The sequence below is a fragment of the Streptomyces sp. NPDC005566 genome (assembly GCF_040605575.1).
Classification (GTDB): domain Bacteria; phylum Actinomycetota; class Actinomycetes; order Streptomycetales; family Streptomycetaceae; genus Streptomyces.
The window spans coordinates 24,313-35,851 of the sequence record NZ_JBEXDB010000020.1 but is presented as its reverse complement, the minus strand read 5'-3'; the positions used below and the strand labels follow the sequence as shown (position 1 = coordinate 35,851).

Annotated in this window: 14 protein-coding genes; 7 read left to right on the top strand and 7 right to left on the bottom strand. The window is 70.8% G+C overall.

All coding sequences use genetic code 11. From position 1 onward, the window contains the following. Nucleotides 1-160: 160 nt before the first annotated feature. From ABZS61_RS28240 to ABZS61_RS28220, 5 genes are all read left to right on the top strand, one after another. Nucleotides 161-1,795 (top strand): FAD-dependent monooxygenase, encoded by a 1,635-nt coding sequence (locus ABZS61_RS28240; protein WP_356427094.1) that lies wholly within the window; start codon nt 161-163, stop codon nt 1,793-1,795. Between the two features lie 32 nt (nt 1,796-1,827). Further along, the gene (locus ABZS61_RS28235) at nt 1,828-1,914 is read left to right on the top strand and encodes a putative leader peptide (RefSeq protein WP_311605579.1); all 87 of its coding nucleotides are present in this window, start codon (nt 1,828-1,830) and stop codon (nt 1,912-1,914) included. Nucleotides 1,915-1,990: 76 nt separating this feature from the next. Continuing rightward, a complete protein-coding gene (locus tag ABZS61_RS28230; protein ID WP_356427091.1) occupies nt 1,991-2,542 on the top strand; it encodes a cysteine dioxygenase in 552 nt (183 codons plus the stop codon). Next, nucleotides 2,539-2,946 (top strand): rhodanese-like domain-containing protein, encoded by a 408-nt coding sequence (locus ABZS61_RS28225; RefSeq protein ID WP_356427090.1) that lies wholly within the window; start codon nt 2,539-2,541, stop codon nt 2,944-2,946. Before ABZS61_RS28230 ends, ABZS61_RS28225 begins: the two co-directional genes overlap by 4 nt. Before the next feature lie 224 nt (nt 2,947-3,170). Then, complete coding sequence (locus ABZS61_RS28220) at nt 3,171-3,806, top strand: hypothetical protein (protein ID WP_356427089.1); 636 nt, start codon at nt 3,171-3,173, stop codon at nt 3,804-3,806. 160 nt (nt 3,807-3,966) lie between these two features. On the opposite strand, the gene recX is transcribed toward ABZS61_RS28220, so the two are convergent. Both recX and recA read right to left on the bottom strand, forming a co-directional pair. Then, a complete protein-coding gene (gene recX, locus ABZS61_RS28215) occupies nt 3,967-4,659 on the bottom strand; it encodes a recombination regulator RecX (RefSeq protein ID WP_356427085.1) in 693 nt (230 codons plus the stop codon). Nucleotides 4,660-4,662: 3 nt separating this feature from the next. Beyond that, nucleotides 4,663-5,793, bottom strand: a complete 1,131-nt coding sequence (gene recA / locus ABZS61_RS28210; RefSeq protein WP_356427082.1) for a recombinase RecA — start codon at nt 5,791-5,793, stop codon at nt 4,663-4,665. 268 nt (nt 5,794-6,061) lie between these two features. Between recA and ABZS61_RS28205 the strand changes: the two genes are divergently transcribed. Beyond that, the gene (locus ABZS61_RS28205; protein ID WP_356427079.1) at nt 6,062-6,979 is read left to right on the top strand and encodes an SDR family oxidoreductase; all 918 of its coding nucleotides are present in this window, start codon (nt 6,062-6,064) and stop codon (nt 6,977-6,979) included. Nucleotides 6,980-7,060: 81 nt separating this feature from the next. Here ABZS61_RS28205 and ABZS61_RS28200 read toward each other — a convergent pair whose 3' ends face one another. After that, nucleotides 7,061-8,179: an AI-2E family transporter gene (locus ABZS61_RS28200; protein ID WP_356427334.1), complete on the bottom strand. Its 1,119-nt coding sequence runs from the start codon at nt 8,177-8,179 to the stop codon at nt 7,061-7,063. A gap of 163 nt (nt 8,180-8,342) precedes the next feature. Then, nucleotides 8,343-8,537 (bottom strand): DUF3046 domain-containing protein, encoded by a 195-nt coding sequence (locus ABZS61_RS28195; RefSeq protein ID WP_356427076.1) that lies wholly within the window; start codon nt 8,535-8,537, stop codon nt 8,343-8,345. Nucleotides 8,538-8,616: 79 nt separating this feature from the next. Here ABZS61_RS28195 and ABZS61_RS28190 point away from each other — a divergent pair, with 79 nt between their 5' ends. Further along, nucleotides 8,617-9,531, top strand: a complete 915-nt coding sequence (locus tag ABZS61_RS28190) for a hypothetical protein (protein ID WP_356427073.1) — start codon at nt 8,617-8,619, stop codon at nt 9,529-9,531. Nucleotides 9,532-9,546: 15 nt separating this feature from the next. Here ABZS61_RS28190 and ABZS61_RS28185 read toward each other — a convergent pair whose 3' ends face one another. The 3 genes from ABZS61_RS28185 to ABZS61_RS28175 are packed head-to-tail and all read right to left on the bottom strand — an operon-like array spanning nt 9,547 to nt 11,499. Then, a complete protein-coding gene (locus ABZS61_RS28185; RefSeq protein WP_356427070.1) occupies nt 9,547-9,852 on the bottom strand; it encodes an AzlD domain-containing protein in 306 nt (101 codons plus the stop codon). Continuing rightward, complete coding sequence (locus ABZS61_RS28180; protein ID WP_356427067.1) at nt 9,849-10,625, bottom strand: AzlC family ABC transporter permease; 777 nt, start codon at nt 10,623-10,625, stop codon at nt 9,849-9,851. Before ABZS61_RS28180 ends, ABZS61_RS28185 begins: the two co-directional genes overlap by 4 nt. A 10-nt stretch (nt 10,626-10,635) precedes the next feature. Beyond that, nucleotides 10,636-11,499 carry an AraC family transcriptional regulator gene (locus ABZS61_RS28175; RefSeq protein ID WP_356427064.1) on the bottom strand — a complete coding sequence of 288 codons (864 nt, stop codon included), beginning with the start codon at nt 11,497-11,499 and terminating at the stop codon, nt 10,636-10,638. Nucleotides 11,500-11,539: the final 40 nt, after the last annotated feature.

Below are 11,539 nucleotides of genomic sequence, written 5' to 3'. Positions count from 1 at the left end.
GCGCCGGCGCAGTTGCCGCGCCCCCCGCCACGTTCCGTTGTCACTTGACGCAAGCACCGGCAATAGGTTGCATACGTTCTGTGATCGCGCCCCGAGCCTCCGCCGCCGCAACCCCTTCCTCCCTCACGCCGTCGACCGTCAGCGCCGGAGGGTTCACACCGTGGACCCGGTGATCGTCGTCGGTGCCGGGCCGGTCGGCCTGGCACTGTCGCTCGCCCTCGCCGCTCAGGGCGTCCCCTCCGTCGTGCTCGACGAAGGGCCGGGCAAGGACGAACCCCGCCCCGCCCGCACCGTGGTTCTGCGCGAGGACACCGCGGACCTGGTCGGGCGGCTCGGGTGCGAGAGCCTCCGCGAGGAGGGGCTGCGCTGGGCGGGGTGGCGCTCGGTGCGGCGCAAGCAGCTGGTGCGCGCGGTTCCTCTCGGTGACGCGGAAGGTCCTGTTCCGCTGCCCTCGCCCGTTCATCTTCCCCAGCACGCTCTCACCCAAGGGCTGCGGGCCGCAGCCTCCGCGCAGCCCCTGATCAGCATGGTCCCGTTCAGCAGGATCGACACGCTCGAGCAGGACCCGCACGGTGTCACCGTGCACACCAGGGAGCCCGGTTCGACGTGGTGGCGCGGCAGCTACCTGGTCGGCTGCGACGGCGCGAGGTCCACCGTGCGCAAGCTCCTGGACATCAGGTTTCCCGGCCGTACGGCGGTGGAACGTCATGCCGTGGCCGCGCTCCGTGCGGAGCTGCCCTGGCCCGACGAGGCCGTGCTGCACCGTGCGCCGCCGTGGCGTACCGGGGGTGCGGAGGTCACCGCACGGCCCCTGCCCGACGGCGTCTGGCGGCTGGACTGGCTTCTTCCGCCACGCGGTGAGCTCGTCACCCCTGACGCCCTCGTCACCCGCATCCGCGACACCCTGGCGGGCTGGTGCGGCGAGACCCCGGCGTATGAGCTGCTGGACACCGGCGTGTACACGCTGCACCACCGCCTCGCCCTGCGCTGGAGGTCGAAGCGGGCCTTCCTGGCCGGCGACGCCGCCCATCTGCTGGGGGCTCTGGGCACCCAAGGGCTGGACGAGGGACTGCGGGATGCCGAGAACCTGGCCTGGAAGCTCGCGCAGGCCTGGCACCACGGCGCCTCGGAGCTGCTGCTCGACAGCTACCAGGCGGAGCGGAGGGCTGCCGTCGCCTCCCGGCTGCGCGCCGCCGATCAGTCACTGCCGATACTGCGTGGCGGACCCGGCCTGCGGACGCTGGTACCGGGCAGCGGACGCGGGCACGACACCCTGCTGGCCGATGGCCATCTGGGATGCGGCCCCCTGGGTGCGCCCCCCTCGTACACTCAGTCCCCTCTTTCACCTCAACGCGCCGGGGCGCACACCGCAGTGGGAACGCCCCCCGGTGCGCCGGTCGCCGACGCGCGGGTGACGGCTCCCGACGGGAAGACCGTGCGGCTGCGCGACCGGCTGGGGCAGGGGCACCTGCTGGTGATCCTGGTCGCCCCGGGAACCGGGGTGTGGGACCGGCGGCACTGGCTGACCGCCGGGGTCATGCCCAGGCTCGTCGAGGCGGTGGACGCGCTGCCCGTGAAGGCCGAGCTCCTGGTGACCGAGAGCTATCCGGGGGCAACGGCGCACACCGTCCTGCTGGTCAGGCCGGACGGACACCTGGTGGCGGCGTTCAGCGGGGTCCGGCCGGCGGAGCTCTTCGCCGCGGCCGACGCGGCACGCGGCGGTGCGATCGACTCCGCTGACGGGGATACGGCTCGCACGAGCACGAGCTCCGACCGGACCGCGGACGTCAATTGACCGTCTCACGCGCACATGGTGTACTCCAGATCATGACCGACACCGATGTGCGCCTGTGGCGGAGGGTCCATATGGACCTCGTCCGCTACGCGGGCTGCGTGTGTCGCCCGTCCTGCTGAATCGCCTCGTCATGCCGCGCCGTGCCGCTTTCGCGGACGGACGCGTGCCTCCAAGCGAACTCTCAGGACGGTCACCGTGTCTGCGCCTTCCCCCTCCGTACCCACGCCCGCGTCCGCCGTCGGCACCGGCGCCCCCGCGCCGACGGCCACGGAGCTCCTCGACTTCGTCCGCCGTACCGCGGACGACGCCGCACTCATCGCTTCGCTCCCGCTCGACCCCGAGGGCCGCACCTGGCTCCGGCTCGACGGCCCTGGCGGCAGCGAGGCCTGGCTGATCGGCTGGCCGCCGGGCACCGGCACCGGCTGGCACGACCACGCCGAGTCGATCGGCGCGTTCACACTGGCCGCAGGTGCCCTCACCGAGCACTCGCTGGCCGCCCGGCTGCCCACCGACGGCTGGAAGACCCTTGAGCTGACGGACGGGATCGACCGCACCCGGCAGCTGGCGAAGGGCCGGGGCAGGGCGTTCGGCAAGCACCATGTGCACGAGGTCCTCAACGGGTCCGACCACGAACACGCCGTATCGGTGCACGCCTACTACCCGCCACTGCCGCAGATCCGCCGGTTCAGCCGGACCGGTGCGGTGCTCCGCCTGGAGCAGACCGAACGACCGGAGGACTGGCAGTGAGCAACGCACAGGAGCAGCGGACGGAGCGCGTCGGGATCGACGAGCTGCTGGACCGGGTCCGGGCCGACTACGAGCGGATCGGCCCCGAGGAGGCCGCTGCCGCGGCGGCGGACGGAGCGCTGCTGGTCGACATCCGCTACGCGGCGCTGCGCGAGGCGGACGGCCTGATCCCGGGGGCACTGGTCATCGAGCGCAATGAGCTGGAGTGGCGCCTCGATCCGCAGGGGAGCCACCGCGCTCCGGAGGCCGTGAGCCACGATCTGCAGGTCGTGGTGATCTGCAACGAGGGGTACGCGTCCAGTCTCGCGGTCGATTCCCTGCGGCAGTTGGGACTGCACCGGGCCACCGACCTGGTCGGGGGCTTCCAGGCGTGGCGTTCCGCCGGGCTCCCGGTCGAGCTCTGACCGGCGGTCCTGGCAGCTGAACCCCTACAGGCGCTGGGGCCTCTGCCCGGAGGCCCCAGTCATCGGTCGCCGTCCGAGCGACAGCGGGGCAGCCGACCCGGCCGCTCACTGGACCGAACGGTGCCCCGACCCACCCGAACGACGCTCCCCGGTGGAGCATTCGCCTCGCGCGACGGACATTCGCCTCATCACTGAGGATCGGAATGTACGGAGATGTCGCGCCGATGGAAACCGCTCACCTCACCCCTGACCAGCTCGACGCCCAGGCCTCGCTGCTCCATGACACGCAGGCGTGGCAGCGGATCGTCACAGGCTGGGAGCGCACCGCCCCCGAGCCGGACCTCCCGGCGCCTGCGCCTTCACACGCAGCACCGTCCCGGCCCCCGGCCGACTGGCGGGATCTGCTGTCCGTGCCCGTCGACCAGCTCATCGACGACTCGCTGCGGGCGATGCCTGTCGCCCTCCCCCGTGAACGCCCGCTCCCCGGGCGGCTGGGGGCGGTCCTGCCCGAGCGCCTTCACGCGTGGCGCCGCATCGGGCAGCCGGATGTCCGCCCTTCCACCCACCTCGGCTACGCGCGGCAGATCCTGACCGAGTGGGGCTGGCAGAACACGCCGTACCGTCTGCGCAACGCCCGTGGTGCCCGCTGCGTGTGTGGGGCCATGCTGACCGCGCACAGGCTCGGCTACGGCTCTCTGGACACCGTGGACCGGGCGGGTGCCTGGCTGATCACCGAACTACGCTCACAGGGCTGGACCGGACTGATCGGCCCGTGGAACCGCCATCCCGGGCGTACCGCCTCGGATGCGCTGGCCCTGCTCGATGCCACGATCCGCCGGGCCTCCCTGGCCGGACACTGAGTCTGCGGGACCCGGAACCGGCCGCACACCGCATGCCGGGCATGCGGGCCCCCGAACCGGCCGCACACCCGCGGCCTGCGCGACTCGGACCAGGCACGCGGGGTGTCGATCCCCTCCGACACCGACCGGCGACAGCCCCCTCCGCTACCGCCGACCACTCTCAGTAGGTCTCGTCCAGCCCTTCCACGTCCTCGCCCTCCTGCTCGATCGCCTGACGGACCACCCGCAGGGCCATCCCCTCCCCGTACCCCTTGCGCGCGAGCATGCCCGCGAGCCGACGCAGCCGCTTGTCCCGGTCCAGCCCTCGGGTGGAGCGAAGCTTGCGCGCGACGAGCTCCCTGGCGGTCTCCTCCTCCTGCTCGGCATCGAGCTGTCCGACCGCCTCGTCGATCAGCGTGGAGTCCACGCCCTTGGTGCGCAGCTCCTGCACGAGAGCACGACGGGCCAGCCCCCTGCCGTGATGCCGGGATTCGACCCAGGCGCCCGCGAACGCCGCGTCGTTGATCAGCCCGACGTCCTCGAAGCGCGACAGCACTTCCTCGGCCGCCTCGTCGGGGACGTCCCGTTTGCGCAGGGCGTCGGCGAGCTGCTTGCGCGTGCGCGGGGTCCCGGTCAGCAGCCTCAGGCAGATGTTGCGTGCCTGCTCGACCGGGTCGAGCGGTTCCCCCTTCCCGGCCCTCGACGGGGCGGGGGAACCGCTGCTTCTGGAACGGGAGCGGGAACGACGGCCCGCCCCCTCACCGAACCCGGTCCCCGGGCCGGAACCCGGGGGACCGTCTGCGGACTCTGCGGCGAATTCGGGGCCGGGACCCGCGCCGGCGGCGCCGTCCTGCCACTCCGTGCGACGCGTCACGGTCTAGCTCTTGGCCGCCGCAGCCTTGGCGGGCTTGGCCTTGGTCGCAGGAGCGGGCACCGACTTCGCCGTCGCGTCGGCGGCACCACCCGCGGTGGCCGTCGCGTCCGCAGCGGGCTCTGCCGCCGGATCCTTCGGCCGCACACCGATGCCGAGCTTCTCCAGGATCTTCTTCTCGATCTCGTTGGCGAGGTCGGGGTTGTCCTTGAGGAAGTTGCGGGCGTTCTCCTTGCCCTGGCCGAGCTGGTCGCCCTCGTACGTGTACCAGGCGCCGGCCTTGCGGACGAAGCCGTGGTCCACGCCCATGTCGATCAGACCGCCCTCGCGGCTGATGCCCTGGCCGTAGAGGATGTCGAACTCGGCCTGCTTGAAGGGCGGCGCGACCTTGTTCTTGACGACCTTGACGCGGGTGCGGTTGCCGACGGCGTCGGTGCCGTCCTTGAGCGTCTCGATCCGTCGGATGTCCAGGCGTACCGAGGCGTAGAACTTGAGCGCGCGGCCACCGGTGGTGGTCTCCGGCGAGCCGAACATCACGCCGATCTTCTCGCGGAGCTGGTTGATGAAGATCGCGGTGGTCTTGGACTGGTTGAGCGCGCTGGTGATCTTCCGGAGCGCCTGGCTCATCAGACGAGCCTGCAGACCCACGTGCGAGTCACCCATCTCGCCCTCGATCTCCGCACGGGGCACCAGGGCCGCGACGGAGTCGATGACGATCAGGTCGAGGGCGCCCGAGCGGATCAGCATGTCCACGATCTCGAGAGCCTGCTCACCGTTGTCCGGCTGGGACAGGATGAGGTTGTCGATGTCGACGCCGAGCTTCTTCGCGTACTCGGGGTCGAGGGCGTGCTCCGCGTCGATGAAGGCCACCGTGCCGCCGAGCTTCTGCGCGTTCGCCACGGCGTGCAGCGTCAGCGTCGTCTTACCGGAGGACTCCGGTCCGTACACCTCCACCACACGGCCGCGCGGCAGGCCGCCGACGCCGAGCGCGACGTCGAGTGCCGTCGACCCGGTGGGGATCACTTCGATGGGCTCGTTCGGCCGCTCACCGAGGCGCATCACCGCGCCCTTGCCGAATTGCCGCTCAATCTGTGCGAGTGCGGCGTCCAGCGCCTTCTCGCGGTCGTTACCTGCCATGGGTTCCACCCGATTTGCTTGAGTCGATCGCTTCACGTCAAAGACGCTAACCCCTGCCACTGACAATGGGCCTCGACGTCCTCCCGACCTGTGGACAACTCCACGGTCGTGCCCGGGAAAACCCGGCCGGAATCCAATGAGAATGGATGTTCGATTTTGGTGTCAAGCACACCACGCCGGGCCGGCACAGCCGAGAGTAGCGGCTTATAACAGTCGAGGTCGACCGAGTCAACGAAAAGTGACAGGCGCCATGCTAGGTTCCGGCGTCATGGAGATCCCTCCGAGTGGTCTGTCAGGGAAAGTCGCTCTTGTCGCCGGTGCTACACGCGGTGCGGGCCGGGGAATCGCCGTACAGCTGGGAGCGGCCGGAGCGACCGTGTACGTCACCGGACGCACCAGTGGCTCCGAGCGGTCGGAGATGGACCGCCCCGAGACCATCGAGGAGACCGCGGCGCTCGTCGACGAGGCAGGCGGTCAGGGCATCGCCGTCCGGGTCGATCACCTCGTGCCCGCCCAGGTCAGCGCGCTGGTGGCACGCATCCGGAGCGAGCAGGGTGCTCTGCACGTCCTCGTGAACGACATCTGGGGCGCCGAGATCGAGTGGAACAAGACCGTGTGGGAGTCGTCCCTGGACACCGGGCTGCACACGCTGCGCCTGGCCGTGGACACCCACGCGATCACCAGCCACTTCGCGATCCCGCTCCTCATCGCGAAGCCGGGCGGCCTGGTGGTCGAGGTGACGGACGGCACGGACGAGTACAACGCCACCAACTACCGGGTGTCGTTCTTCTACGACCTTGCGAAGGCCTCGGTTAACCGGATGGCCTTCGCCCTCGCACACGAGATCGAACCGCACGGGGCGACCGCCGTGTCGCTCACTCCGGGCTGGCTCAGGTCCGAGGCCATGCTCCAGGCCCACGGCGTCACCGAGGCGAACTGGCGTGACGCCGTCGCCCAGTCGCCCCACTTCGCCATCTCCGAGTCACCGGCGTTCGTCGGACGGGCCGTGGCCGCGCTCGCCCAGGATCCCGAGGCGGCTCGCTGGAACGGGGACTCGCTGTCGAGCGGGCAACTGGCGCAGATCTACGGCTTCACCGACCTCGACGGCAGCCGGCCCGACGCCTGGAGGTACCTCACCGAGGTCCAGGACCCCGGGCTGCCCGCCGACGTCTCCGGCTACCGCTGAGCCGGCAGCCCCGCCTCGCCGGTCCGGGGCGACATCCCCGCGTCACAGGTCTGCGGCTATCACTGAGCCGGCAGCCCCGCGTCACCGGTCGCGGCGGCGCCTGATCGCACGGCGGATCCTTGACAGCACCGGCTCACCGCGGCGCCGGCCGTGGCCGCGCACCCTCGGGTCGTCCGTCACGGCGTAGCGCTTCACATAGGCCCCCAGGAATGCCTGGAGCGTCGCCACCGCGGGAATGGCGATCAGCGCACCGACTGCGCCCATCAGAGCGGTACCCGCGACCACGGATCCGAAGGCGACGGCGGGGTGGATGTCGACCGTCTTCGAGGTGACCTTGGGCTGCAGCACGTAGTTCTCGAACTGCTGGTAGACCACGACGAATCCGAGCACCCACAGCGCGTACCAGGGATTTACGGTGAAGGCGATCAGCATCGGCAGCGCACCCGCGAGGTACGTACCGATCGTCGGGATGAACTGTGAGACCAGACCGACCCAGACCGCGAGCGCCGGAGCGTACGGCACTCCGAGGATCACCAGCAGGATGTAGTGCGCCACTCCGGAGATCAGCGCCATCAGGCCCCGCGAGTAGATGTAGCCGCCGGTCTTGTCGACCGCGATCTCCCAGGCTCGCAGCACCTCGGCCTGCCGGGCGGGCGGCAGTACGGAGCACAGCGCGCGCCTCAGCCGGGGGCCGTCAGCCGCGAAGTAGAACGAGAACAGGAAGATCGTCAGCAGCCGGAAGAGCCCGCCGAGCACGGTCGTGGAGACGTCGAGCACTCCGGTCGCGCTGTTCTGGACGTACTTCTGGAGCCAGTCCGAGTGGAGCAGGCTGTCCTGCACCTCCACCCGCGAGAGCGAGGTGTGGAACGTCTCGTTGACCCAGTTGATCACCGAGTCGAGGTACTGGGGGAAGTCCTCGACCATGTCGACGATCTGGCCCGCGAGCATGGAGCCGAGCAGGACGACGAAGCCGACCCCGAAGATCAGCACGCCGAGGGAAACCAGGAAGGTGGCAAGTCCACGGCGCATCCCGCGCGTCGCCATGCGGCTGACCGCCGGCTCGATGGCGAGCGCAAGGAAGAAGGCGATGAGTACGTTGGTCAGCAGCCCGATGAGCTGGTCGAACGCCCAGCTGCCGAGCTGGAAGCACCCGTAGAGAGCCAGGGCGAGGATCATCGCGCGCGGCAGCCAGGCAGGCATGCGGGCCGGACCGCCGCCGGGCGACGGGGTCGGTGGCTCGGCGGGCGGGACGGGTGGTGGGTCGGGCGGCTGGATCTCGGCGGTCTCGTCTGTCGGTGCCACGGGACAAGTCTCGCTCACTCCGGTGACAGCCGGTTGTCCGCCCCGGTGCCGGACCTTCCGGTCAGCGCTTGTCAGCGGGGATGCCGACCGCCGAACAGACCCCGCGCCAGACGTCCTTGGTCTCCCAGCCCGCGGCCAGTGCCTCGTGCACCGTAAGGCCGCCGAGCTCGGCCATCACGTGGTCGCGCGCGAAGGAATCCGCGTACCCCTCACCGAAGTGGTCCGCCATCCGCTCCCAGAAAATCGTCAACCGCATGCCTTCAGTATCCCGCTCCTGAGGGTGCAGCCGAGCCGGTACGCCCTGCCGGCGGTGCTTTCCCCTCTACGGTCGGTCCATGGCTGGAACCGGAGCAAATTCCCTCGCCCGCGCCGAGCAGTTCATCTGGCTCACCGCACGTGTCCTCGAGCAGCGGCGGTTCGCCCACCACTTCCTGGACGGGGGTGCGGATGCGGTCGAGACCGCGCTCGCCGCCTATCTGAACGAGGACGGCGGCTACGGGCACGCGCTCGAACCCGATCTCCGCGGTCCCGTGAGCCAGCCGCTGCACACCGCTCACGCCCTGAGTGTTCTCGATTCGATCGGCCGTTGCAGCGGTCTGCGCATGGAACGCATCTGTCGCTATCTGACCGATGTGTCGACCAAAGAGGGCGCACTGCCGGCACTCCACCCCTCTCAGCGCGGCTATCCCGCCGCCCCGTTCATCCCGGTCGTCGACGATCCGCCCGCCGAACTGCTGGCCACGGGTCCCGTCGTCGGGCTGCTGCACCGCAATCAGGTGTGGCACGCCTGGCTCTTCAGGGCCACCGACTTCTGCTGGTCCGCCGTGGATGCACTGGAGCAGTCCCACCCGTACGAGATCGAGGCGGCCGTCGCCTTCCTGGACGGTGTCCCGGACCGGGCGCGCGCCGAAGCCGCAGCCGACCGTCTGGGGCGGCTGGTGCGCGAGCAGCGGCTGGTGGTGCTGGATCCGCAGCGGTGCGCGCACCATCCGGTCGCTCCCGGATATGCGCCGGGTGAGCACCACTTCCCTTACGACTACGTGCGTACGCCCGGGTCGCTCGCGCGCCGCTGGTTCAGCGACGCCGAGCTGGACCGTTCGCTCGATCATCTGGAGACCGGTCAGCAGGAGGACGGCGGCTGGCCGGTCACCTGGCGGCAGTGGGCACCGGGCACGGCTCTGGAGGGGCGCCCGATCGTGACGCTCAGGGCCCTGCAGACCTTACGGGCGCACGGGCGCAGCCTCCGCTGAACCGCTGCCGGCCGCCTATCCCAGGGCGCGTACCCCCGCGGTGACCACGACGGCGGCGCCGACGACGACCAGGAAGGGTGCTCGTAGAACGAGTGCAAGAGCCGCTGCGGCGAGCCCGGCCGCTCTGGCGTCCAGCACCAGGTGCTGCCCGTCGCCGAAGGTCTGCTGCGCGGTGAGGGCCGCGAGCAGCGCCACCGGCAGCAGCGCGGCCAGTCGCTGGACGACCGGTCGCTCCAGCACTCCGGCGGGAACCAGCAGCCCCGCGAGCTTGGCGAGATAGCAGCCGGCCACGGTGAGTCCGATGGCGATCCAGACGTTCATCGGCGCTCCTCGGGCTCTTCTGTGGCGGTTTCGGTCTGTGCGGTCTTCCCGCGTCCCCTCAGAAAGAGGACTACGGGGGCTGCCAGCGCGGACAGCAGTACGGGCACACCGGCGGGCAGTACCGGCAGCAGCCCGAGGGCCAGCAGGACCGCGACGCCGGCCGTGACGCGCTCCGTGGTGCTCTTCAGCATCGGCGCGAGCAGGGCGAGGAACACGGCGGGGCTCGCCGCGTCCAGCCCCCAGGTGTCGGTGTCGCCGAGCGCCTCAGCGCCGAGTGCGCCCACCAGCGTGGTCAGGTTCCACAGCACGTAGAGGGTGAGTCCGGTGACCGTGAAGCCGATGCGGGCGGCCCGGCGGGTGGGCTGGGGCAGAGTGACCGCGGTCGTCTCGTCGATGACCCAGTGGGCGGCGAAGGGCCGTACCGCGCGCGGCAGGGCGAGCAGCTGCGACAGCCGCAGCCCGTAGAAGGCGTTGCGTACGCCGAGGAAGAACGCCCCGGCCGCGGCGGTGTAGGGATTGCCGCCGGCCGCGAGCGCGCCCACGAGGGCGAACTGCGAGGCGCCGGTGAAGACGAGGAGGCTGAGTACGCAGGTCTGGAGGAGGGTCAGCCCGGAACCGGCCGAGGTGACCCCGAACGCGAAGCCGGAGAGCCCTACGGCCACACCCACGCCGAGCGCGTCGCGGACGACCGCCGCGTCCGTCTTCTCCTCGACGGCGGGCGGGTTGCCGGCTATGACGCCGACACTTTCGGTGGGTGCTGTCTGTTCTGCCACGCCCGGAACGTTACGTGGCGAGCTGCGTGCTGGTCTTGTACGTTCTTGCACGCTCGCGCCGGTACGCGCCCGGGGGCACTCCCACGATCCGGGTGAAGTGGCGGTTGAGGTGAGGCTGGTCGGTGAAGCCGACGGCCGTGGCGGCATCGGCCGGCGTGGTCCCCGCATCCAGCAACTGCCGTGCCCGGCGGACCCGGGCGTCGGTGAGCCAGGTGTGCGGTGGCATGCCGTACTGCTTCTTGAAGGCCCGGAGCAGCGCGAAAGGGCTGGTGCCGAGCTCGGCGGCGAGCGCCTCCAGGGTGGGTGGCCGCTCCATCCGCGCCTCCAGTGCCGCCCGCGCACGGGCTGCGTCGCCGACGGCTGCGGAGCGGGGGGCGCGGGTGGGCAGCACCCGGCCATGGCTGTTCAGCAGCCGGGCGACCAGAACCCTCAGCAGGCTGTCGGCCGCAAGCGCGTTGCTCTCCTCCGCCGCCCGGTGGACCTCGGTGATCAGCCTGGCCGCCTCCGGGTCCACCGTGCTGGTCTCGGCGAAACCGACGGTGCCGCGCAGGCTGGTCAGGTCGGCCGCGATGTCGTTGACCACCTGGGCGGACGGGTAGAGCGTGGCATACACCCAGCCTTCGGGATCTCCCGCGCGGGCGGTGTGCGGCACCTCCGGGTTGATCATGACCACGGTTCCCGGGCCGGCGTGCACAGTGCCTTCGGGCAGTCCGACGTCCTCGATCCCCCGGGTGATCGTGCCGAAGACGTAACCCTCGTGGCTGTGGCGCGGGAAGGTGTGACGGACATACCGGGCGCGCAGAAGATCGAGCTCGGGCAGCTCGGCGTGCTGCCAGTACCTCGCCCATTCCTTCGTCGCTCCCGCTGCCGCCATGCCCGCATTCTCACAGGTCCGGGCCGGTGCCCGCAGGTCC

Coding starts and splice junctions, on each gene's coding strand:
- ABZS61_RS28200 (WP_356427334.1), bottom strand. CDS start 8,179: ATGCCTGCCTGGCTGCCGCGCGCGATGATCCTCGCCCTGGCTCTCTAC.
- ABZS61_RS28175 (WP_356427064.1), bottom strand. CDS start 11,499: ATGGCGGCAGCGGGAGCGACGAAGGAATGGGCGAGGTACTGGCAGCAC.
- ABZS61_RS28190 (WP_356427073.1), top strand. CDS start 8,617: ATGGCTGGAACCGGAGCAAATTCCCTCGCCCGCGCCGAGCAGTTCATC.
- ABZS61_RS28205 (WP_356427079.1), top strand. CDS start 6,062: ATGGAGATCCCTCCGAGTGGTCTGTCAGGGAAAGTCGCTCTTGTCGCC.
- ABZS61_RS28195 (WP_356427076.1), bottom strand. CDS start 8,537: ATGCGGTTGACGATTTTCTGGGAGCGGATGGCGGACCACTTCGGTGAG.
- recA (WP_356427082.1), bottom strand. CDS start 5,793: ATGGCAGGTAACGACCGCGAGAAGGCGCTGGACGCCGCACTCGCACAG.
- ABZS61_RS28220 (WP_356427089.1), top strand. CDS start 3,171: ATGGAAACCGCTCACCTCACCCCTGACCAGCTCGACGCCCAGGCCTCG.
- ABZS61_RS28235 (WP_311605579.1), top strand. CDS start 1,828: ATGACCGACACCGATGTGCGCCTGTGGCGGAGGGTCCATATGGACCTC.
- ABZS61_RS28185 (WP_356427070.1), bottom strand. CDS start 9,852: ATGAACGTCTGGATCGCCATCGGACTCACCGTGGCCGGCTGCTATCTC.